25 protein-coding genes are annotated in these 21,569 nt (G+C 56.1%); 7 read left to right on the top strand and 18 right to left on the bottom strand.

From position 1 onward, the window contains the following. Nucleotides 1–20: 20 nt before the first annotated feature. The gene (locus PHT20_RS10805; protein ID WP_300083885.1) at nt 21–284 is read left to right on the top strand and encodes a 2Fe-2S iron-sulfur cluster binding domain-containing protein; all 264 of its coding nucleotides are present in this window, start codon (nt 21–23) and stop codon (nt 282–284) included. Nucleotides 285–288: 4 nt separating this feature from the next. Here PHT20_RS10805 and PHT20_RS10800 read toward each other — a convergent pair whose 3' ends face one another. The 9 genes from PHT20_RS10800 to PHT20_RS10760 all read right to left on the bottom strand — a co-directional run bounded on the left by PHT20_RS10800 (nt 289) and on the right by PHT20_RS10760 (nt 8,019). Next, nucleotides 289–624 carry a helix-turn-helix domain-containing protein gene (locus PHT20_RS10800; RefSeq protein WP_300083869.1) on the bottom strand — a complete coding sequence of 112 codons (336 nt, stop codon included), beginning with the start codon at nt 622–624 and terminating at the stop codon, nt 289–291. Next, entirely contained in the window at nt 599–880 is a 282-nt protein-coding gene (locus PHT20_RS10795; protein WP_301020521.1) for a BrnT family toxin, read from the bottom strand. The genes PHT20_RS10800 and PHT20_RS10795 overlap by 26 nt, the downstream gene beginning before the upstream one ends. 28 nt (nt 881–908) lie before the next feature. Then, nucleotides 909–1,874 (bottom strand): ribosome biogenesis GTPase YlqF, encoded by a 966-nt coding sequence (ylqF, locus tag PHT20_RS10790; RefSeq protein ID WP_301020520.1) that lies wholly within the window; start codon nt 1,872–1,874, stop codon nt 909–911. 113 nt (nt 1,875–1,987) lie between these two features. Continuing rightward, entirely contained in the window at nt 1,988–2,392 is a 405-nt protein-coding gene (arfB, locus tag PHT20_RS10785) for an alternative ribosome rescue aminoacyl-tRNA hydrolase ArfB (RefSeq protein WP_301020519.1), read from the bottom strand. 32 nt (nt 2,393–2,424) lie between these two features. Then, nucleotides 2,425–3,822 carry a tRNA 5-hydroxyuridine modification protein YegQ gene (gene yegQ, locus PHT20_RS10780; protein WP_301020518.1) on the bottom strand — a complete coding sequence of 466 codons (1,398 nt, stop codon included), beginning with the start codon at nt 3,820–3,822 and terminating at the stop codon, nt 2,425–2,427. A gap of 40 nt (nt 3,823–3,862) precedes the next feature. Beyond that, nucleotides 3,863–4,105, bottom strand: a complete 243-nt coding sequence (locus tag PHT20_RS10775; RefSeq protein ID WP_301020517.1) for a DUF2442 domain-containing protein — start codon at nt 4,103–4,105, stop codon at nt 3,863–3,865. Nucleotides 4,106–4,115: 10 nt separating this feature from the next. Beyond that, a complete protein-coding gene (locus PHT20_RS10770; protein WP_301020516.1) occupies nt 4,116–4,385 on the bottom strand; it encodes a DUF4160 domain-containing protein in 270 nt (89 codons plus the stop codon). A gap of 65 nt (nt 4,386–4,450) precedes the next feature. Beyond that, nucleotides 4,451–5,824 (bottom strand): restriction endonuclease subunit S, encoded by a 1,374-nt coding sequence (locus tag PHT20_RS10765; protein WP_301020515.1) that lies wholly within the window; start codon nt 5,822–5,824, stop codon nt 4,451–4,453. Next, complete coding sequence (locus PHT20_RS10760) at nt 5,824–8,019, bottom strand: N-6 DNA methylase (protein ID WP_301020514.1); 2,196 nt, start codon at nt 8,017–8,019, stop codon at nt 5,824–5,826. Before PHT20_RS10760 ends, PHT20_RS10765 begins: the two co-directional genes overlap by 1 nt. Before the next feature lie 269 nt (nt 8,020–8,288). Here PHT20_RS10760 and PHT20_RS10755 point away from each other — a divergent pair, with 269 nt between their 5' ends. Both PHT20_RS10755 and PHT20_RS16745 read left to right on the top strand, forming a co-directional pair. Continuing rightward, nucleotides 8,289–8,561 (top strand): type II toxin-antitoxin system ParD family antitoxin, encoded by a 273-nt coding sequence (locus PHT20_RS10755; RefSeq protein WP_301020513.1) that lies wholly within the window; start codon nt 8,289–8,291, stop codon nt 8,559–8,561. Nucleotides 8,562–8,704: 143 nt separating this feature from the next. Next, the gene (locus PHT20_RS16745) at nt 8,705–8,854 is read left to right on the top strand and encodes a type II toxin-antitoxin system RelE/ParE family toxin (RefSeq protein ID WP_366520926.1); all 150 of its coding nucleotides are present in this window, start codon (nt 8,705–8,707) and stop codon (nt 8,852–8,854) included. Here the strand turns inward: PHT20_RS16745 and aroC are convergent. Both aroC and PHT20_RS10745 read right to left on the bottom strand, forming a co-directional pair. Continuing rightward, on the bottom strand, nt 8,805–9,944 hold the full coding sequence (gene aroC / locus PHT20_RS10750; RefSeq protein ID WP_301020512.1) for a chorismate synthase: 1,140 nt from the start codon (nt 9,942–9,944) through the stop codon (nt 8,805–8,807). The two genes, PHT20_RS16745 and aroC, sit on opposite strands and share 50 nt — an antisense overlap. A gap of 55 nt (nt 9,945–9,999) precedes the next feature. After that, nucleotides 10,000–10,464, bottom strand: coding sequence for a CBS domain-containing protein (locus PHT20_RS10745; RefSeq protein WP_300083853.1), 465 nt, complete (start codon nt 10,462–10,464; stop codon nt 10,000–10,002). A gap of 98 nt (nt 10,465–10,562) precedes the next feature. On the opposite strand from PHT20_RS10745, the gene PHT20_RS10740 reads away from it, so the two are divergent. Together PHT20_RS10740 and PHT20_RS10735 are read left to right on the top strand one after the other, a co-directional pair. Further along, nucleotides 10,563–11,858 carry an O-acetylhomoserine aminocarboxypropyltransferase gene (locus PHT20_RS10740; RefSeq protein ID WP_300083851.1) on the top strand — a complete coding sequence of 432 codons (1,296 nt, stop codon included), beginning with the start codon at nt 10,563–10,565 and terminating at the stop codon, nt 11,856–11,858. A 121-nt stretch (nt 11,859–11,979) separates the two neighbouring features. Beyond that, the gene (locus PHT20_RS10735; RefSeq protein WP_300083849.1) at nt 11,980–12,801 is read left to right on the top strand and encodes an alpha/beta hydrolase; all 822 of its coding nucleotides are present in this window, start codon (nt 11,980–11,982) and stop codon (nt 12,799–12,801) included. Between the two features lie 14 nt (nt 12,802–12,815). On the opposite strand, the gene PHT20_RS10730 is transcribed toward PHT20_RS10735, so the two are convergent. The 7 genes from PHT20_RS10730 to PHT20_RS10700 all read right to left on the bottom strand — a co-directional run bounded on the left by PHT20_RS10730 (nt 12,816) and on the right by PHT20_RS10700 (nt 19,523). Then, a complete protein-coding gene (locus PHT20_RS10730) occupies nt 12,816–13,913 on the bottom strand; it encodes an SGNH/GDSL hydrolase family protein (protein WP_300083847.1) in 1,098 nt (365 codons plus the stop codon). Nucleotide 13,914: 1 nt separating this feature from the next. Then, nucleotides 13,915–15,075, bottom strand: a complete 1,161-nt coding sequence (locus PHT20_RS10725) for a cell division protein FtsQ (protein ID WP_300083845.1) — start codon at nt 15,073–15,075, stop codon at nt 13,915–13,917. Nucleotides 15,076–15,085: 10 nt separating this feature from the next. Further along, nucleotides 15,086–16,480, bottom strand: a complete 1,395-nt coding sequence (locus PHT20_RS10720; RefSeq protein WP_300083843.1) for an MBOAT family O-acyltransferase — start codon at nt 16,478–16,480, stop codon at nt 15,086–15,088. A gap of 15 nt (nt 16,481–16,495) precedes the next feature. Further along, nucleotides 16,496–17,164, bottom strand: a complete 669-nt coding sequence (locus PHT20_RS10715) for an alginate O-acetyltransferase AlgF (protein WP_300083841.1) — start codon at nt 17,162–17,164, stop codon at nt 16,496–16,498. A 10-nt stretch (nt 17,165–17,174) separates the two neighbouring features. Continuing rightward, a complete protein-coding gene (locus PHT20_RS10710; protein WP_300083839.1) occupies nt 17,175–17,837 on the bottom strand; it encodes an SGNH/GDSL hydrolase family protein in 663 nt (220 codons plus the stop codon). Nucleotides 17,838–17,892: 55 nt separating this feature from the next. Continuing rightward, a complete protein-coding gene (locus PHT20_RS10705; protein ID WP_300083837.1) occupies nt 17,893–18,141 on the bottom strand; it encodes a DUF3297 family protein in 249 nt (82 codons plus the stop codon). Between the two features lie 134 nt (nt 18,142–18,275). Beyond that, nucleotides 18,276–19,523, bottom strand: a complete 1,248-nt coding sequence (locus tag PHT20_RS10700; protein WP_301020511.1) for a YihY family inner membrane protein — start codon at nt 19,521–19,523, stop codon at nt 18,276–18,278. Nucleotides 19,524–19,544: 21 nt separating this feature from the next. Between PHT20_RS10700 and PHT20_RS10695 the strand changes: the two genes are divergently transcribed. Together PHT20_RS10695 and PHT20_RS10690 are read left to right on the top strand one after the other, a co-directional pair. Beyond that, nucleotides 19,545–19,988 carry a DUF2069 domain-containing protein gene (locus PHT20_RS10695; RefSeq protein WP_301020510.1) on the top strand — a complete coding sequence of 148 codons (444 nt, stop codon included), beginning with the start codon at nt 19,545–19,547 and terminating at the stop codon, nt 19,986–19,988. Beyond that, entirely contained in the window at nt 19,963–21,396 is a 1,434-nt protein-coding gene (locus PHT20_RS10690; RefSeq protein WP_301020509.1) for an FAD-binding oxidoreductase, read from the top strand. Before PHT20_RS10695 ends, PHT20_RS10690 begins: the two co-directional genes overlap by 26 nt. Nucleotides 21,397–21,569: the final 173 nt, after the last annotated feature.

Genomic DNA, 21,569 nt, shown 5'->3' with positions numbered 1-21,569 from the left:
CCAATCACCCTGCCCTGTTCATGGGTCAAACCCAGCCAGACGGCCAAAGCTTTGATGCCTGGTCAAACCAAACCCTGTTGATGTCGATGGAGCAAGGCGGCCTGAACTGGCCCAGCTCGTGTCGCAACGGCACCTGTCGCACCTGTTTTTCAAAGCTGGAACATGGCCAGGTACGCTACGAGATTGAATGGCCAGGGCTGAGTTCAGAAGAAAAAGAAGACGGCTACATCCTGCCCTGCGTGGCCTACCCCTGCTCAGACGTGCAACTGAGAGCAGGGGATTGATGAACTAATGCAATGCCAGCAGCGCCGCTTCAGGGGCTTTGTCCAACACTTTGAACAGCGCCTTTGCTGCACCCGTTGGACTGCGTTTGCCTTGCTCCCAATTGCGAATGGTGTCGACAGAGACATGAATCCGCTCAGCGAACTCGGCTTGACTAAAGCCCAAACGTTGACGTACACGCAAGGCAAATTTGGCCGCATCTTGCATGGCCTCTGCGTCATCCATTGCCATTTGCAGAGCAATGTCCTTTTCACTCGTTGCATCCATCCGGGCGGCATTCATGCGCCCAACTGCAAGCGTGTTGGGCAAGGCTGGATCAATCGTCATTTGTACCGTTTTCATAGCGTTTCATCTCTCGTAAATTGGCTTTTCGCGCCAAAATGATGCGCAGTGTTTCATTTCTTGAGGTGTACACCACCACAAACAGACGCACCTCGATCCTGCCTAAGAGTTGGTAACAAATCTCGCCATAGTTGTAGCGATCATCCTCCTGAACCCGACGCTGCGGATCAAAAAATGCACGTGCAGCGTAAGCAAAATCAAACCCGCGCTGCTCAAAACAGGCCTCACTCTTGGCATCATCCCATTCAAAATTCATGCGTCAAGTGTAGGTCAATGAACTACTTTCAACAAGGGCCATCCCGTCGATCTGGCCGGGGGATTTGCTTGAAGCGGATTTTGCGATCCAGTTCAATGGCGTCTTTTTTAAGCTGGCGCTCGGCATCCAAGGTTTGTCCGGCAGCCAGCCACTGGGCAAATTCTTCGGGGCTTTCCAGGGTGATGCGCCCCAGCGCGTTGGCACGAAAGTCGTAAATGGCAATTTCGGCGGCTTTTTGCATGTCAATGTGCTGGCCGCTGCGCAGCGCACCGCGCTTGGCACCAATGGCTTTGAGCAATTGCTCGTCTGTCATCTGCGCTACATCGTCGAGTTTGTAGCGCGCTTGCAACCGCTGCGGGTAATGGGTTTTAAGCGTGTCGAGCAGTTCCAGCGCCACCTCTTGTTCATCAAAAGCATTGCGCCCCACAGCACCGCTGGCGGCCAGGTTGTAGCCACTTTTAGCCACAATGATGCGCGGCCACAGCATGCCGGGCGTGTCGTACAGGTAAAAATCTGGCGCCAGCACTATGCGCTGCTCCAGCTTGGTCACGCCCGCTTCATCACCGGTTTTGGCGGCACGCTTGCCCACCATGGTGTTGATCAGTGTCGATTTGCCCACGTTTGGAATGCCGCAAATCAACACCCGCATGGGCTTGGCCATGCCGCCACGGGTGGGTGCCAGCTCGTGGCAGGCTTTGATCAGCGCTTTGGCTGGTGCTGCCATGCTGGCATCCAGCGCCAAGGCGCGGGTGTCGGGCTGGGCGTTGAAGTGGGCCAGCCAGGCGCTGGTGCGCTCGGGGTCGGCCAGGTCTTGCTTGTTCAACACCTTCAGCGTGGGCTTGCCTTGGGTCAAGGTGGCCAGCATCGGATTGGCGCTTGACCCGGGCAGCCGCGCATCGAGCAGCTCAATCACCACGTCTATGGCTTTGATGCGCTCGGCAATGGCCTTTTGCGTCAGGTGCATGTGGCCGGGGAACCATTGAATCATGGCCATGTCAGCCTCTTATTCCGTTTTCAGATCGATACAACATTAGGCGCGAAGCCGCAGACAGTGCTAGCGCACGGCATGGCGTTGCAACAACATGTCGGATTGATATGGAAATGGAATTACTCATCAAAACCTTTTCTGCGTTGCTGTTTGGTTTGGGCATGCTGGTGTTTTTGGGTTAAGCGCTTGAGCTTGGAGGCGCGCGTGGGGCGCGTGGGTTTGCGCGGCTCCACGGGCTGCGCTGCGGCATCCACCCACGCTTGCAAGCGCTGCAGTGCGTCCATTTTGTTGGATTCTTGAGTGCGAAAACGCTGCGCCTTGAGCACCAGCACGCCGTCTTGGCTGATGCGGCTGTCATGCAGCGCCAGCAAGCGCGCTTTCACCGCATCGGGCAGGCTGCTGGCGGCAATGTCAAAACGCAAGTGAATGGCGCTGGAGACCTTGTTGACGTTTTGCCCACCCGCCCCTTGGGCGCGGATGGCGCTCAAGGTCACCTCTTCTGGCAGCACCTGGATTTCATTCATTTTGATAGCTGCTTACGCTTATTCTATAAGCTCTAGAGGCCTAAAACACCATCAACTTCAACGGAAGCGGGCACGACTTCGGGCGGGTTGATGTAGCGCGCCACAAATGCCCCCACTGCGCTTTCGGGCAACGGCAACCACACGGTGTGGCCACTGCCGGGCGCCACCGTCAAGGGTGCACCGTCGCCGCCTTCCATGCGACTCAACAGCACATCGACATTGCCCGCAGGCGCAATGATCTCCAGCCAGTCGCCCACGGCAAAGCGGTTTTTGACATTCACCTGCACCAAGCCGCGCGCTGCATCAAACGCCACCGCATCGCCCACATACAAGCTGCGGCCAGACTCAGAGTAGCCCCGCAGGTAGTTTTGCGTGGCCTCGGGCGTGTGGCGTTGGAAAAAGCCGCTGGTGTAGCCGCGATTGGCCAAGCCTTCAAGTTGCCCGAGCAACGCGGGGTTGAGCTCGCGCCCCGCCACCGCGTCATCAATGGCACGGCGGTAGCTTTGCACCGTGCGCGCCACGTAATATGGGCTCTTGGTGCGACCTTCGATCTTGAGCGAGTCCACACCAATCTCCACCAGGCGTTTGACGTGCTCAATGGCGCGCAGGTCTTTGCTGTTCATCACATAGGTGCCGTGCTCGTCTTCTTCAATGGGCATGTAGCTGCCTTCGCGCTGGCTTTCTTCGATCATGTAAACCGTATTGGCGGCCGGGTTGCGCTCTAGTGCACCCTGCTCGCGTGCAGCATCTTGCTGCTCTCGCGCCTGCGCGGCTTGCTGGGTCAGCACATCGCCTGAGGCATCCACCACACCCTTCTGAGTTTTGTAATCCCAACGGCAAGAATTGGTGCAACTGCCCTGGTTGGCATCGCGGTGGTTGAAGTAGCCCGACAGCAGGCAGCGGCCAGAGTAGGCAATGCACAGCGCACCGTGCACAAATACCTCCAGCTCCATGTCGGGGCAGGCCTGTCGGATTTCTTCCACTTGGTCTAAGGAGAGCTCACGCGACAGGATGATGCGCTTCAAGCCCACTTTTTGCCAGAACTTGACCGCCGCCGAGTTAACGGTGTTGGACTGCACGGAGAGGTGAATCTCCATCTCGGGCCAAGTCTCGCGCACCATCATGATCAGCCCGGGGTCAGACATGATCATGGCATCGGGCTTCAAGGCAATCACCGGCGCCATGTTGTCGATGTAGTGCCTGATCTTGTTGCCGTGCGGGAAGATGTTGCTCACTAAAAAGAAGCGCGCACCTTTGGCATGGGCGGTGTCAATGCCTTGCTTCAAGACATCAATGTCGCCAAAGTCATTGTTGCGCACGCGCAAGCTGTAGCGCGGCTGACCCGCGTAAACGGCGGTGGCACCAAAGGCCAGTGCGGTCTCCAGCATGGCAATGGAGCCTGCGGGGGCAAGCAGTTCAGGAGTTTTCATGGGTAGTCTTACTCATCACGGGAAGAGAAATTGTCAGTGTTCAGGGCAGCACCGGTACAGACAAGTCGTACAGGGTTTCCGGGGCAATGTCGATGTTGCCCGGCCATGCAACCGTGCCGTTTTCAACAAAAACACGCTCAAACAAGGCTGCTGGCTTGATGCGAACCCAAGGTTTTTGATCCAGCAGTGGCTGCATGTCAAAGCGGCGCGTTTCGCCATTTTCAAAATCCAGCACCAGCCAGCGGTGTTCCAAGGTGCGCACTTTTAAAACGTCTTGCAGCATGGTCGTGTCCTCATTGCAATGGTGGAATGCGCAGGGGCTCTTCGCCGGTGACAGCCAATGCCCAATCGGCCTGCAAGTCTTCGCGGTGAATTTCAATCCAGGCCTGCACCAGACGGATTTTGTTGGGCGGGAATTCACCATCGAGCAAACTACCGTCTTCAATGGCAAAAACCGCATTGGCATTTTGATAACGCGCATGGATGTGCGGCAAGTGATGCCGTTGAACATCCCTGAAATACATGGCAATCACAATGCCGTAAAAAATGCTGATGGTGGGCATGTCAGTCGTCCTTGCAGTGGGGTGTTGAACGGTTGAGTGAATGTTGCTGCTGCGGGATCATGGTTTCAGGCAATTCCAAAAATCAAATGTTCAACCTGGGCTTTGGCAGTGTCAAGCTTTTGCAGGGCTTGCTGGCGCAAAGTTCTGGCTTGACTCTCGAGCAGCTCAAACTCAGCCACGATATTGGCTTGAATCGTCAGACTTGGCACCGGTATTCGTAGCTTGCGAAGAGCCTCAATATTGATGCCAGACTGGTTATTCCAATTAACGCACATAGCGTAAAAAATTTTCATCCGCTGATAAGCATTCAATACAGCACACAAGTATCGTGGATTCAACTTGGTGGTATCAACGCCAATACGGGTGATGTGATTGGAGCAAAAGTAATCCCCATCCAAATCAAAAAAGACAGTTTTACCTACCAATTCCTGACTGTTTGTATTGTTAAAAAGCACTTCACCCTTTTGTAAGCGATCATTGGGAAATTCTTGCAAGAGCTTTTCAGGAAGATACACATTCCGGTCAAAGATGAATTCACGATCTTCATTGATGTTGGTCGGGCGTATCTGTATTACTCCCTTGTCAAATACTTGATCTCCCTTACCCGCAGCAAAGCCAGACTGGAACGTGTTGACTACTGATGACAAGACCTGAATCGGAAAATAGGATGACTGCAAGAAATCAAGTAAGGATGTTTGATAGAACAGAGAATCAAGTCTGTGTTCCATCGCACTCAACTTACGAATGAATATTCGCCCACCTATCGCACCACTATTCCGTTTGGGCAAATTAATTCCCAAGTGTTTCAACAAGACCCCATCCACTTGGGCGAGCAAGGCAGTGGCTTCTATTTCCAGCCGCTTCTTTTGACCATACGCTAAGCTCATGAGGTCAACAACTTGTTTTTGAATAGACTTGGGGGGAATCGGTATGGGTATTTCTTGAATATCCGCCGTCTGTAGTCTTGGCAATGTATTACCTGTCATCCACTGTGAAGTCAACTGCACCATGCTGTTTGTGCGCAATATCGCTGTTACATACTCTGGCGACACATCGAAAACTTTAAGAACATGAAATTCGGTTGAACAAATGCCATCGAAATTAGCCAAGTGAGTTTTATTGAGGTATGGCCTTAGCTTTGGAAAAAGTATGTCGCCAGAGCTAAAGATGGCGGCACTGCTGACACTTTCTCTGTCAGAGGTCGGAGCATATTCACCATCTGTCCCGTTTATATTTTCTAGTCCAATGTATGTGACTCCGTCAACCAATTGATTCACGATAACTTTGCGAAAATTAGCGATAGCTCCGAGAGGATTTGCTGGATAAAGACCATATTTCAGTCGATTTCGTAATTCCTGAACGAGCGGTTGATTTGCGCGCGGATCAAGCCGACCACGCACTTTTACTAAGGGCAATTTAAAAATAACTGGCCCAGACATCACCGTACCCCCGCCGATTCAATGGCTGCAATAAATTGCCGCAAAGCCGCTCCAATCTCATCAAGCTCATTGACTTTCGTCGGACGGCCCGTTGCGTCATATCCAATGTCATTGGCGATGGCCATGAAAATGTCGTAATCATTGAGGCGCTGGCGCAACAAGGTGTCGTAAGCCTCGCTGGCGGCAAATTTGATGGCATCAACTTTTTCGGCAAACAGGTCATTGATCTCTTTTTTCCAGGTGGCATAGACCTGGGTATCTTCGAGCGTCAAGGTCTTCTCAGTGGCAAGTGCGCTCAGAGTGCCCAACTCCAGTGCAGCTTTTCGGCTCAATTCGGTATTGAGAAAACCGGTTTGCTTCTTCAGAATGTCTTTTTTTTCAGTTTCCAGCTTGGTTAATTTTTTTTCAAGCTGGTGCTGGGCTTTGATGTCATCTTGCAGCCCTTGGCGCAGGCTTTCAATTGCCTTGGTTTGCGCCGTGCTGTATTTGCGCAAAAACAGCACAGAGCTTTTGACACCGGCCCCGGTGGCAGCAAAGGCGGTTTGCGGCATGGAGACCACGGCAACAATGCGGTACAGGCTCTCGATCTGGTCGCGCACATATTGCAGGCTGCTGTTGGTCAGAATGCCATCGGGGATGACCATCGCCAAATAACCGCCTGCACGCAGGTAGGTATGGCATTGTTCAATGAACAAAATCTCGGTGTCTTGCGCCGGACGGCTAGCGGCTTTGCTCTTTGGGTTGAGCCAGTCTGCCCCCTTGTTGGCCAACCGGTATTGGTGGAAATAAGCCTGTTCGGCCTGGCGGACGCTGGAGCCAAAGGGTGGATTGGTGATGATGAAGTCAAAACTGTCAGCCTTGAAGTACGGGTTGCCGGTTTTTTCAAATAGCGCATCAGGCGGCAACAGACCGTCAGCGGCCACCACATTGGTGTGCCCGTCGTCATGGATGATCATGTTCATCTTGGCGGTGCGGGCGATTTGCTCGTTGATTTCAATGCCGAAAAGGTTCTTTTCAGCAAAATCATGCCAATGGCGAAAATGCCTTGCCCCTTCTTTTTGACCAAGGGATGGGATAGCCATTTCATCCGGGAAATAACCATCTGCCTCGATGCGCACTTTTTCCAAAGCATGCAATAAAAAACCACCACTGCCGCACGAGGTGTCGAGCACCCGGCTGTCATGGGTAATGGGCAGCACATCGACGATGAATTTAACGATTGGGCGCGGCGTGAAATACTGGCCAAAGTCACCCCGAAAGAACGAGCCCATAAAGGTCTCAAAGGCACGGCCTTTGCTGTCCAAATCGGTGTCAGAAAGGTTGATGTCTTGCAAGTAGCCGACCACGGCGCGAACCTTGTTGGCACGCAGGCGAATGTCGTCTTTGAAGACTTCTGGATCTTTTTTTCGCCCCTCTTCGTACAAGGTGCGCATCCGATCAAGCAATGAGGCGTTGGTTTGCTCTTCAGTGTCTTGTGCAAAGACCTGAAAGTCGTAGGGTTCACCTTGGCGGCGCGGTTTGCGCTCATCCCATACTTTGCAAAAAATGAGCTTGTCGAGTTCGTCAAACGCCTCTGATGGATTGAGTTCGCCGCCGCCCCAAAGCGCTTGGTGCGCTTGCTTGAAACGCTGGGTTAACTCGTCTTGCGAAACCAAAGACAGGGCTTGCAATTTTTGCCCCTCTGGCGTAGTGCCGCCACCGTAGGCATATTTGTAGCTAGCCAGTTTTTTGATACCAAATTGGGGAATGTCGGGCACGGTGATGCGCGCCTTGGTTCGCTCGGCTGACACTTGGTAATAGGCATCTTTCAAGCCTGATGTTGTCCAGACGTATTTGGCACCTTCGGCCACTGCATAGCTAAAACACTGGTCAGAGGCGCGCTGGAATTCAAGTTCGGTGACATCCTGTTTTTTGCACTCCACCACGATCAGTGGGGATAGGCATAGGTCGTCGTCATAAACGATGATGTCCGCCTCTTTGGTCTCAGAGCCCATTGGCACGCTGACAAATTGCCGTATCCGTGCTGGCGGATATTTGTAATCCAGCACCAGGGTCAGAAAGGCATCAGCCTGCACTTTTTCTTCAGGGTTATCAAAGTTACGGCGCTTGTTTTGATGGACATAAACAATGTATTTGTTGTTGTCTTCAAGCCGAATGAGTTTTTGGTTGATGCCCTGAGCGATAAGGTTTTTCATGGATTCAGTTGGGAACGTGATTCAGTAAAGTGATGCCGTCGCCAGCATCACAGGGGAGCCAGCCGGGGCTAACATTTCAGGGGTTTTCATCAAGCAAATTTCATTCGCACAACCGCGCATTATCAAGGCTGAAATGTGTCGGCGTGAGACGAACCCAAAGGAAGCAGAAACACACGAAGGTCTTGTAAAGCAATATGCATTGCCCTGGCAGGCAGGGATGATGCGCAACACCACAGAATGACAAAGTCTGCCAAACAAAGAAAAATGCAATGACACTCAATGTATCTTTACCCCTGCAGTTGGAGACTCGTGTTCGTGAGCATGTGGCTTCTGGGCTGTATGGCTCTGCCAGCGAGGTCATTCGCGAAGCGCTGCGTTTGTTTGAGGCCTACCAAACAGTGCAGACATCGAGCTTGATCGCGTTAAAAATCGACACTGCCAAGGGCATGGCCGATGTCCACGCTGGCCGAGTGACAGAGATGGATATGGCCGCCATCAAGTCCCATGGCCGCACCCTACTCAAAGCCAAGCCATCAAAGTAATGGCAACGGTTCATATTGCGCAAAGTACACAAACAGATTTGCTTGAAGCCTGGTTGTTCATTGCAGAAGAAAACCTTCATGCAGCAGACCGTATGCTTGACACCATTGAACAATAAGCCAATGTATTGGCAACTCAACCCCTCATGGGTCGAACACGACGTGATTTGACGGACGATCTTCGCAGTTGGCCAACGTCAACGCCTTACATTTTGTTTTACACACCACAAGCAGATGGCATCACGATCATTCGAGTTTTGCATCATGCACGGGATGTGCAGAGCTCTTTGTTTTGAATTGAGCAGGAATCGGTGGCAACACGTGTGCCACATCCCCACACTGCGCCCGCAAACGCAGCGCATGATCCATCACCACCAGCGCCAGCATGGCTTCCAAAATGGGGGTGGCGCGGATGCCCACACAGGGGTCGTGACGGCCTTTGGTGACCACCTCCACCGGGTTGCCGTGGATGTCGATGGACTCGCGCGGAGTCAAGATCGAGCTGGTGGGTTTGATGGCCACCGACACCTCCAGGTCTTGCCCGCTGGTGATGCCGCCCAAGGTGCCACCGGCGTTGTTGCCCTTGAACCCGGCAGGCGACAACGAGTCGCCATGCGTGCTGCCGCGCTGCGCCACACAGGCAAAACCAGCGCCAATTTCCACGCCTTTGACCGCGTTGACACCCATCATGGCGTAGGCAATGTCGGCGTCCATCTTGTCAAACAGCGGCTCGCCCAGACCGACGGGCACGTTGGACGCGCTCACGCGCAGGCGCGCGCCGCAACTGTCACCGTCTTTGCGCAAGGCGGCCATGTAGTCTTCCAGCTTGGACACGTCTACCACCGGGGCAAAAAACGGGTTGTGGGGCACATGTTCCCAAGACTCAAACGCAATCGGCAGCTCACCCACTTGCGTCATGCAGCCGCGAAACACCGTGCCGTATTTTTCAAACAACCATTTTTTAGCCACTGCACCGGCGGCCACCATGGGCGCGGTCAGGCGGGCACTAGAGCGGCCACCGCCGCGCGGGTCGCGGATGCCGTATTTTTGAAAATACGCGTAATCGGCATGACCGGGGCGAAAAGATTGCGTGATGTTGCCGTAATCTTTGCTGCGCTGGTCGGTGTTTTTGATCAGCAAGCAAATCGGCGTGCCAGTGGTTTTGCCCTCGTACACACCGCTGAGAATTTCAACCGCATCGGGCTCGTTGCGCTGGGTGACAAACTTGCTGGTGCCGGGGCGGCGGCGATCCAGGTCAGGCTGAATGTCAGCCTCTGACAGAGCCAAGCCCGGCGGGCAGCCGTCTATCACGCAGCCAATGGCCGGGCCGTGGGATTCACCAAAGTTGGTGACTGCAAATAGGGTTCCAAAGGTATTTCCGCTCATGGGGCGCGATTATCCCAGAGCGGCTCTCTTGGCGCGTGGACCAAGCGTGAATGGCTTACAACTTGGGGGCGTCGTCAGGCGCTTGACCTTCTGGCCAATCGTGAATGTAGGCCTTGAGCAGCTTGTTTTCAAGGTTTTGGCTGTCGACCACGGCGCGTGCCACGTCATGAAAGCTGATCACGCCCATCAGCATTTTTTTGTTCATCACCGGCATGTAACGGGCATGGCGGTCCAGCATCATGCGGCGCACCTCGTCCATGTCAGTTTCAGAAGTGCACGTCAGGGGGTGGTCATCCATGGCGGCGCGCACGGTGGTTTTGGCGACATTGCCTTCGTTTTTAACCAGCACCAAGGTCAACTCGCGCACGGTGACCATGCCCACCAGCTCGCCGTGCTCCATGACTACCAAAGAACCAATGTCCCGGTCAGCCATCAGCTTCAGGGCGCTGAGCAAGCTCTCGTCTGGTGATGCGGTGTAAAGCGTGCCGCCTTTGATGCGCAAAATATCACTTACTTTCATGATGCTCCTTGGGTTGTTTGGGTCAGTGTGATGAAAAGCTGCACGAAATATAGCCCACAATCTGCGAACTGCCATTGGTACATTCCAGAAAGAAACCCATGCCCGGCTACTCCGACCCCGCTTTTGACACCCTGGCGCTGCACGCCGGTGCCGCCCCTGACCCAGCCACCGGCGCGCGTGCCGTGCCCATTCACCTGACCACCTCGTTTGTGTTTGAGAGCAGCGACCATGCCCAGGCGCTCTTCAACCTGGAGCGCGCTGGCCATGTCTACAGCCGCATCAGCAACCCCACCAACGCCGTGTTTGAACAGCGCATCAGTGCGCTGGAAGGCGGCATCGGGGCGGTGTCGGTGGCCAGCGGCCAGGCGGCACTGCACTTGAGCATTGCCACGCTGATGGGCGCTGGCAGCCACATTGTGGCCAGCACAGCGCTGTATGGCGGCAGTCAAAACCTGCTGCATTACACGCTGCGCCGTTTTGGCATTGAGACCACGTTTGTCAAACCGGGTGACATTGACGGCTGGCGCGCCGCGGTGCGCCCCAACACCAAACTCTTTTTTGGCGAAACCGTGGGTAACCCGGGGCTGGACGTGCTGGACATGCCTACCGTTTCAGCCATTGCCCACGAAGCCGGTGTGCCGCTGCTGGTGGATTCGACCCTGACCACGCCCTGGCTCATCAAGCCGTTTGAGCACAGTGCCGATTTGGTTTACCACTCGGCCACCAAATTTTTAAGCGGCCATGGCACGGTGATGGGCGGTGTGGTCATTGATGGCGGCAGTTTTGACTGGGAGCGCACAGACAAATTCCCAGAGCTGACGCAAGCCTACGACGGCTTTCACGGCATGGTGTTTTCAGAAGAGTCCACTGTGGGCGCGTTTTTGCTGCGCGCCCGGCGCGAAGGGCTGCGCGATTTTGGTGCTTGTTTGAGCCCACATTCGGCTTGGTTGATTTTGCAAGGCATGGAAACCCTGCCGCTGCGCATGGCGCGGCACATCAGCAACACGCAAAAAGTGGTGGCATTTTTGGCCAGCCAGCCGTTGGTGGCGCGGGTCGGTCACCCCATGCTGGAGAGCCACCCCAGCCATGCGCTGGCACAACAGCTGCTGCCACGCGGTGCCGGCTCAGTGTTCAGCTTTGACCTCAAGGGCAGCCGTGCGCAAGGGAAAAAATTCATTGAGGCGCTGAAAATTTTCAGCCACCTGGCCAATGTGGGCGACTGCCGCAGCCTGGTGATTCACCCCGCCAGCACCACGCACTTTCGCATGACTGATGACGCTCTGGCAGGTGCGGGCATCACCCAGGGCACGATTCGCTTGAGCATTGGCCTGGAAGACCCGGATGACTTGATCGAAGACCTCAAACGCGCGTTGAAAGCGGCTGACAAGGCCTGACTCAGTCCCTTCTTTGCATGATATTTTTGATAGCTGCTCAAGCATACAGAATAAGCGCTAGAGGCTAATTTCTTATACAAACACCAAACACCAGCCAATTCAAGAAAGCACAGCACCGCCGATGTACCTCACCGTCAACAACGCCCTCACCTACTGCTACACCGGCGGCAAGCCGTTTGATGCGGCCCAACCCACCGCCATCTTCATTCACGGCGTGCTCCATGACCACAGTGTGTGGATTTTGCAGACCCGCTACCTGGCGCACCACGGCTGGAACGTGTTGGCACTTGATCTGCCAGGCCACTGCAAAAGCGCCGGTGCGCCACCGGCCAGCGTGGAAGAAGCTGCCGACTTTGTGCTGGCCTTGATGGACACGGCTGGGCTGGAAAAAGCCGTACTGATTGGCCACAGTTTGGGCTCACTCATCGCTCTGGAAGCCACTGCCCGTGCGCCTGGGCGCATCAGCCAGCTGGTGCTGGTGGGCACGGCGTTTCCCATGCGTGTGTCACCAGCGCTGTTGGAAGCATCAAGCAGCGCACCGATGAAAGCATTGGAGATGGTCAACGTGTTTTCACGGTCTACCCTGGCGCCGCCACCGTCTGCGCTGGGGCCGGGCACCTGGGTTTATGGCGCATCAATGGCGTTGGGGCGGCGGGTGCTGGCCAGCAACCCGGCTGTGAACCTGTTTTACACCGGCTTCAAAGCCTGCGACAGTTACCAAAACGGCCTGCAAGCCATGGCACAAGTCACCTGCCCGGTGCTGTTTGTGCTGGGTCAAGCAGACCAAATGACCCCACCCAAAGCCGCGCAGGGCTTGATGGCCGCCTGCGAACAGGCCAAAGTAGTGATGTTGCCAGGCGGCCACCACCAGATGATTGAGACGCCTGAAGAAATGCTGGCAGCGTTACAGGGTTTTTTAAGCCCTAAGGTCAGCACACATTAGGGCTTTACAAGCCTTTAGCGCCAGCCCATTTTTTGCTTGATGAAGGCCGTGAGTTTGTCAGCGTTGGCTTGATGGTGGCGCACCCTGGGGTGCTTGCCAAAGCCGGTGAATTCAAAAAACAGTGTGTCCATTTTCTCAGCAGGGTTCTCGGCCTTGATCTGGCGCACGGCTTCGCTCACCACCGCCGGCCAGCTGGAGCCCGGTGCGGTCGCGTCCATGCTGCCCAGCACGCACACCACATAGGCCTTGGGGTAGGTGGCGCGAATGCGCTTGACAAAGCGCACATAGGCCTGCACCCGCTGCGCCTGGCTGGGCTCGGGCTTGAGCACGTGGTGCACATCAATCAGCCATTTGTCGTTTTGCAGCAGATTGATCACCACCACATCCGGCGTCCAGCGGGAAAAATCCCACACCGAGGTGTTGTTGCCAGAAGGGCTAAGCTGGTCGAAAAAGTCAAACATGGTGAAGTCAAACCAGCTTGCCATCACGCCAATGCCGCTTTGCGAGGTGGCGTGCATTTCAGCCCCCAGTTGCCTGGCGGTGACTGCGCTGTAAGCTAAAAACTGATTTTTCTGGGCGCTGACATCGTCTGGCGCCTCGTCGGGGGCCTCGTTGCCCATGCCGCTGGTGATGGAGTCGCCAAAAAATTCAATGCGCCGGCTGGGGCGCGGTGGCGGGGCCAGCAGCTTGTGTCCATCAGCCAATTGCACGCCCTCAAAAAAAGTGTCACCCTCCTCGCCTTCGGTGCGCTTGGTCAGCAAAAACGTGTGACTGCCGGGTTTCAAGCGCCGGTTGAGCACATAGGTTTGCCGCCCTTGGGTGCAGGCAATCACCATGGGGTTGGAAAAATCGCCGTCAATGAACAGGTTGTAAAAATTGCGCCCCTGCACGTCGTCAAGCGTGATGGCCAAATAACTGCCAGTGAATGTGCCGCTGACACTGCTGCCTGGCCAGGCCAACTTGGGGCGGGCGGGGTCGGCAAAATCAATGCGCCCTGTCAGCTGAAATTGTGGGTGCGCGCCCGGAACATCCACCAATGCATGTGCCAGCACCTGCGTGCCCAGCAGCACCACAGCCAGTAACCACCCCAGCCACCGCCGTTTGACCCGCATGTCAATGCGTCGCAGCTGGCAATGCGAGCTTAAGGTCTTTGAGCCACTGATGTTCGGCCGGTGAAAGCGGCATTTGCAGCATGCGCTCGGGCACTTCCCAGACCACCACTTTGGGCGGTGTTTGCGTGAACGTTTCACTGCCCAAATACGCCCGTGCCGCACCTTCAAAATTGCCACCGTCTTTGGCCAGGTTGGCCACCGCAGCACCCAACTCAAACCCCAAAAACGGCACAAAGTTGGCGGTGCGGGCAAACGAGGTGCCAATCACCGCCACGCTGGGCAAACCGGCGTCGCCAAACAAATCATCTTCAGCCGATGCGGCCGCTGGGGCAGCTTGAAAATGGGTCACTTGCGCTTGCTCTGACACCGGGCGCAAGCCCATCGGCCAGCCCAGCAAATTTGAAAACCGCAGCAAGTCACCCGGGCGCTCCACCGTCTCACTCTGCAAGCTGGCCGCATTGGGCGGCTGGGCAGGCGCAGGCAGGTGCTGGCGCGCAAAAATATGCTGAGCAACAGCGCGGGCGGCGGCTTGGGCGCCGAGCTCGTTCCAGTGCGAATCAGTGCGGTAATAACGCTCACCCGGCAAGGCGGCCAACGTGGGCTCCAGGTTGAGCACATCCACACCAGCCGCAGTCAAGGCACTGTGCCACTGCGACAGGCGCGGGGCAAAACCAGGCGCCCGGTGCAAACCACACAGCTGCGTCTGCTCTATGCGCGATTTGTCTGGCACCAAGGTCACCACCAGCGCAATGCCTTGCGCCTTCAGGTTGCTGGACACTGCGGCCACGATGCTGGCACGGGCGGCGGCAGACTGTTGGGGGTGCGGGAAAGGGGTCAACTCTTCAGACAGAAAAAACCAACCGGCACAACCGGTGCGCACCGAGTCCCCGGTGTCGCCCACCAGCGTCCAGGTGACAAAGCGCTCCACTTGAGCAAAAAAATGGCTGGGTAAAAAATGCGCGTTCAGATTGGCGGTAAAGCGCCGGGTGGATTCGCCACCCAACAGTTTGTCTGGGTCGGTGAACCCAGCCCAGTCTGCGGCAGGCACTTGGCGCAAAGACTGCACCGTGACGCCCAGACCGGCCAGCAGCAGCGCCACAAACACCAGCGCTGGCCACAGGCTTAAACGCGATGTGGGCAAAGAGGTTTGAGAGGGTTTCATTGCCGAATGCCTAAAACTGGAAATACAAGAATGGAATGGCTTTTTGCCCGGCCAACACCACCACCGCGTAAGCGAAGGTCAGCACCGGCCAAATGTGTCGCCAGGTTGGCAAATTCAAACCACGCTGAGCCCATGGGGTGGCGGGGTAAACCACGCACACCAGCCCAATCAAGAAGGTGACGCCAATGCTGGGGCGCAGCGCCAAGGCCACGGCGTCACCCATGGCCCAGCCGTTCAAGCCAAATTGGCCACTGAGCATGTGCATGGCCGAGTCCCAACCGGGGGCTCGAAACACCGTCCAGGCCAGCATCACCACCAGCAGGGTCAGGGTGCGCGAGGCGTAGTTGGGCATGCTGTAGCCGCGCAGCGTGTAAGCACGATCCACACACAACGCGCTGCCCTGAATAATGCCCCAAATGAGGTAATTCCAGTTGTCCCCACCATGCCACAGCCCGCCAATGGCCATGGTGAGCATCAAGTTGACATAGGTGCGGGTGACGCCAAAGCGGTTGCCACCCAGAGAAATGTACAAATAGTCGCGCAACCAGGACGACAGCGTCATGTGCCAGCGCCGCCAAAAGTCTTGAATTGACACCGCCAAGTAAGGGTGGTTGAAGTTTTCCTGGAATTTGAAACCCATCATCAACCCCAGCCCAATGGCCATGGCGCTGTAACCGGCAAAGTCAAAAAACAGTTGCAAGGTGTAGGCGGCGCAGCCCACCCAGGCATCTACAAAAGAGGGGTTTGCCAGCCCAAACGTGAGTGACACCACAGGCGATAGGGTGTCGGCAATCAGCACTTTCATGGAAAAACCCACCATGAAGCGGCGCACACCGGCGGCAAACTCCTGGGTTGAGAAGACCCGCTCGCGCAACTCTTTGTCGATCACCTTGTAGCGCACGATAGGCCCGGCAATCAAGTGACCAAACATGGCCATGTAGGCAGAAAAAGAGATCAGGCTGTATTGACAGTCCACCGTTTTGCGGCGCACATCCACCAGGTAAGAAATGGCGTGCAGCACGGTGAACGACAGGCCAATGGGCAGCATCACGTTGACCCAAGGAATGGGCGGCAGGTCGCGCCCAGTGAGCAAGGTGTTGAGCGACATCACCACCATGTTGGTGTATTTGTACCAAACCAACGAGGCCAGGTTCAGCACAATCGCGGCAACCATGAGCCGGGTTTTGCGCTGCTCGCTGACGGACTTGTCAATCAAAATGGCGGCCCCCCAAGCCAACAGCGTCAAGGCGATGATCAAGAGCAAAAACTTGGGCGTCCACCAGGCGTAAAACAGCCAACTACCCAGCAACAAAGTGTGATTGCGAAAGCGCTGTGGCGTGGCCACATAAAACGCAAAAAACAGCGGTAAAAACAGCGTTAGGAATTCAAGCGAGGCAAAAACCATGGCACGCTGTTCTGATTAAGGCGTGCTGTCCATCACAAAAAAAGTCTGCGCTGCGGCTTTGCCGGGCAACACAAACACACTGTAACGCTCACCCGCCTGGAGTTGCGCCATGTCCAGAACCGCGCCGACAGGTTTGCCGTTGCAGTTGACTTGCACCGACAACTTGACCGGGTTGACCAGGCGCCGCTTCACCTGTGTGGGCGCCACTGCATCCAAAATCAAAGTGTTTTTGGGGCTGGCCAGCAAGCTGGCAGAGGTGCATTTTTCATCCAGATTCAGCAAGGCCACCGAGGCACGCATGGCGTTGAAGTCGTCGGGCTTTTCACGCAGCAAGACCGTGCGGGCACTGGCATCTTTGCCAAAAACCGCCATCGTGACGAATTCGCTGGGCTGCGCCACCACTTGCAGAGGCAACTTTTGACTGCCCAGTTGGGCATGTGCACTGAGGCTGGCACCCCCTTTGACCGGCAAAAATTTGGAAACCCGCGCCTCAGCTCCCCGCCCAAGCACCAGCTGCGCTGCGCCGTTGGTGATGGTGACCGGCTCGGCATTGCCATTGAGAAACCGGACAAAGGACGAATCTGCACTCGGCCCCGTTTCATAAAGTTGCGTTTCGGCGCTGGCATGAGCCGCTACCAGCGCGCCCAGCAAAGCACCAGCCAGCGGTATGAGGGTGTGTTTCATGTTTGAAAGCTTATTTTTTGACAGTGGCCAAGACCGCAGGGGCAGACACTGCCTCACCAATGGCTTTGCCCCAGTAACGGTAGCCAGAAGATGAAAAGTGTTGCCCGTCGGTGGAGCGCCACTCGCCTGGCTTGGCCATGGCCGAGGAGTCAATGTAGGTGCAGGGTGCCACGATGCCTGAGAGGTAGCTTGACATTTCTTTGACACGGGCAAACGTCTTGCCGTATTCACCGCCTTCGGCACCCCACGGTGGACCGACCCAGGCACAAGCGACACCGGTTTTTTTGATGGCTTTGGTAAGCGATGTCACCTCTTGCCAAATCCAGGTCTTGGGCAAGGTGGGGCTGTTGTAGCCGCCCATGGTGTCACCGTTAACGATCACGATCAGGTTGGGTTTGTGGGTGTTCACCAGTTCTGCAATCGGGCGGGTGGAGGCATCAGCGGGGTTGTCTTTGACCACCTCACCGTCTTTGATGCGTTGCGCACCGCCACATGTGGAGTGGGTTTTGCGCACCCAGGCACCGGCGGTCGAGCCGCAGGAGCCATAAGAGTAGACCACGGCACCGCGCTCCATCAGGTCGTCATGCAAGGTGGAAATGAGGTAGGTGTTGGAAGCCATGTGGCTGTCACCAATCACCAAAACAGTCAGACCGGCAAGCAATGTATTGAGCATGATGTGAAGTTGATTAAGTTGAAAGGAAAAGACCCGGGCAACGCACCGCGCCTGTTTATTTGTAAAACGCGTCAACCACGCCTTTGAGTTTGATCAACAACGGGTTGCCTTTGCGGTCGCGGGTTTTGCCAGCAGGCACTTTGACCCAGCCTTCGCTGACGCAATATTCCTCCACATTGAACAGCTCTTTGCCGTTGAGCCGAATGCCAATGTCAAATGCAAACACAGCGGCCACATGGTGTGGGCTTCGGGCATCACCACTGAGGTGGTCGGGCAATGGGGGGCGTTCGGTGGTTTCGGTCATAAAAGATGATGTGGGTCAATAGAAGTTAAACGCATTATTCCAGCATTTACACCGTAGAAATTTGTGTGTGCGAGCGATGTGAGCCATATGGACACCCAAAAAAACTTCTCAAAGCACCTAATTTGATATATTTTTCATAGCGCTTTATGCAGATAAATAGAGCCAAGCAAGCTGTTTCTCCATAAATTTTCAGTGCTCGACGCATGCGTCAGCAACAGCGCCTGGCACAAGGGTTCAAGCCGCGTGACATCGGGGTTAACCAGCAACACATAGCGGGCATCGCCCTCAGGTGGGGTTTCCTCCAGCAAGCCAACCCAATCCAACGCCATCAACGCCTCCAGCACCGGCTCCAGTTGCAAGGCATCAACCTTGATGGCTTGTGCCAAAGCCCACAGGCTTGCTCCTTTGTCAGCGCTGCTTTGTTTGGCGAGCAAGTGTTGCAAGGTTTCAATGGCCAGCAAAAAATGCCACCCATAGGCCTGTGGGCGGCGCTGCACACCACTGAGCAGGCTGGGCAGATAGGCCGCAATCACGGCTCCCAACAGCACAATCACCCACGCGGTGTAAATCCAGATCAGCAAAATGGGCACCGTGGCAAAAGCACCATACAACACCGAATAAGTGGGCACTTTGCCCAAATACAGCACCAGCAAACGCTTGGCCAACTCAAACCCAGCAGACACAAACACCCCGCCCACCCACGCATGCGTCCAACGCACCTGGGTGTTGGGCACATAGTGGTAAAGCGCCGCCATGCCCCAAGCCAACAAGACAAATTGCACACTGTCCAACAACAGTTGCAACCCGCCCGGCATCGCCCCCACCAAGCCTTTGGAGACAGACAAGGCATACGAAGTGAGCGACAGGCTCATTGCCAGCAACAGCGGTCCGAGTGACACCACGGCCCAGTACACCAGCACCCGCTGCCCCAGTGGGCGCGGCTGACGCACCCGCCAAATGCCATTCAAGGTGTGGTCAATCGTCAAAATCAACGCCAGTGCAGTCACAATCAACACTGCCAAACCGGCCCCCCCAAGCTTGTGTGCCTTGCCAGAAAACTGCGTCAAGTAGCCCAACACCTGGCGTGCAATGCTGTCTGGAATCAAACTCTCTACCAGCCACTGCTGCAGCACCCCTTGCAGCTTGCTGAACATGGGAAACGCGGTAAACACCGCCAACACCACGGTGAACAAGGGCACCAGCGCAATGGTGGTGGTGAAGGTCAAGCTGCTGGCCGTCAGCCCCAGACGGTCTTCACGAAAACGTTCGCGCAAGGTGTGTGCTGTGTTGCGCCAGGGAAAGTGGCGAAATTCGCGGTAAACATCACGGTAAAAAGCAGCCTGGCGCTGCAGACCACGGGTTGGTATTGGGGTCAATGTCATGGCCGCTATGATGCCATCCCGATGACATCCACCTCAAACTCTTCAAATTCTTCTATGCCGCAGCACGTGGCCTACACCCGCACGCTGGCCGTGGGCAGCCTGTTGGGGTTGATTATTTTGGGCCTGGCCTGGGAGCTGCTACTGGCACCGTTGCGCCCGGGGGGCTCTTGGCTGGCCTTGAAAGTGCTGCCGCTGTGCGTGCCGCTGGCGGGCTTGTTAAAAAAACGCATGTACACCTACCGCTGGGTCAGTTTGCTGGTCTGGCTGTATTTCACCGAAGGCGCCGTGCGCGCCTACAGCGACCGTGCCCCCGGCAACGCGCTGGCTCTTCTGGAAGTGGTGCTTTGCCTGCTGCTTTTCACAGCTTGTGCCCTGCATGTGCGGCTGCGTTTGAAGGCCTTGCCCGCGGCCACCCCAACGATCCCCCCCACCGCTGACCATGCAAACCCTGCTTCAACAACTTGAAACCCTGGTGGGTGCAGCACATGTGCTCACCACAGGCGACTTAAGCGCATGGACGCAAGACTGGCGTCAACGCACACAGGGCCGTGCCTTGGCGGTGGTGCGCCCAGCCCACACCCAAGAAGTGGCGCAGGTGGTGAAAGCCTGCGCCGCCTACCTTGGCACACACCCAGGTTGTGGCTTGAGCATCGTGCCCCAAGGCGGCAACACCGGACTGGTGGTGGGCTCTACGCCAGATGAAAGTGGCTTGCAAATTGTGCTGAGCCTGCAGCGCATGAACACTGTGCGCCAGCTCGATGCCGCCAACCTAGCGCTCACCGCAGAGGCGGGTTGCATTTTGCAAAATGTGCAAGACGCGGCGCGCCAAGCTGGCTTTTGGTTTCCGCTGAGTTTGGCCGCCGAGGGCTCTTGCACCGTGGGTGGCAACCTGGGCACCAATGCAGGCGGCACGCAGGTGCTGCGCTTTGGCAACGCCCGTGACCTGTGCCTGGGGCTGGAGGTGGTCACGCCACAGGGCGAGGTCTGGCAGGGTTTGAGCGGCTTGCGCAAAGACAACACCGGCTACGACCTGAAACACCTCTACATCGGTGCCGAGGGCACGCTGGGCATCATCACCGCCGCCACCCTCAAGCTCTACCCGCTGCCCAAAGCCCAGCTCACAGCCTGGGCGGCGGTGCCGTCAGTCCAGGCCGCGGTAGAACTTTTGAGCTTGGCCCACCAACACTTGAGCGCCAGCCTGACCGGTTTTGAGCTGATGGGGCAATTTGCCCTGCAGCTGGTGAGTCGGCATTTTTCGGCCTTGCGCGTGCCGCTTTACCAGCACACACCTTTTTGTGTGCTGCTCGAAGCCGCCGATGCGGAATCTGAAGCCCATGCCAGAACCCAGCTTGAGGGGCTGCTGGAGGCCGCCCTGCAGACGGCTTGCGTGACCGATGCGGTGGTGGCAGAGAGTTTGAGCCAAGCGCAAACCCTGTGGCAAATTCGTGAACACATCCCGCTGGCGCAAGCCGCCGAAGGGCTGAACATCAAACACGATATTTCTGTGCCGATCTCGCGTATCGCCGCATTTGTGGCCAGCACCGATGCGGCCCTGGCTCAAGCCTTGCCCGGCGTGCGGCTGGTGAATTTTGGCCATTTGGGCGACGGCAACCTGCACTACAACGTGCAAGCCCCCCTGGGGGTCGACCCCGCAGAATTTTTAAAAGACCATGAGCCGCACGTCAACAGCCTGGTGTTTGATGCAGTGCAAGCGCATGGCGGCTCGATTTCTGCCGAGCACGGCATTGGCAGCCTGAAAGCTGAGCACTTGGCGCATTACAAATCACCGGTGGCGCTGGCGGCCATGCGTGCCATCAAGCACGCGCTTGACCCGCAAAACCTGATGAACCCGGGTCGAATACTGCGTCGTTGAAACAAATATTTCACATGACTGTGATATATTTGACAAAATAGGCCTGACATTTGCATGTCATGCCTGTTTCAACATTCAGACACAAGGGATTTAATCATGGGGTTTTTCAGTCGTTTCTTTGGTTCCACGAGCAGCAGCAAAAAAGCAGAAGCCGGTGCAGCTGCACCCGCCAG

The sequence above is a fragment of the Rhodoferax sp. genome (assembly GCF_028715765.1).
Classification (GTDB): Bacteria; Pseudomonadota; Gammaproteobacteria; order Burkholderiales; family Burkholderiaceae_C; genus Rhodoferax.
This window is presented reverse-complemented; position numbering and strand designations above follow the sequence as displayed.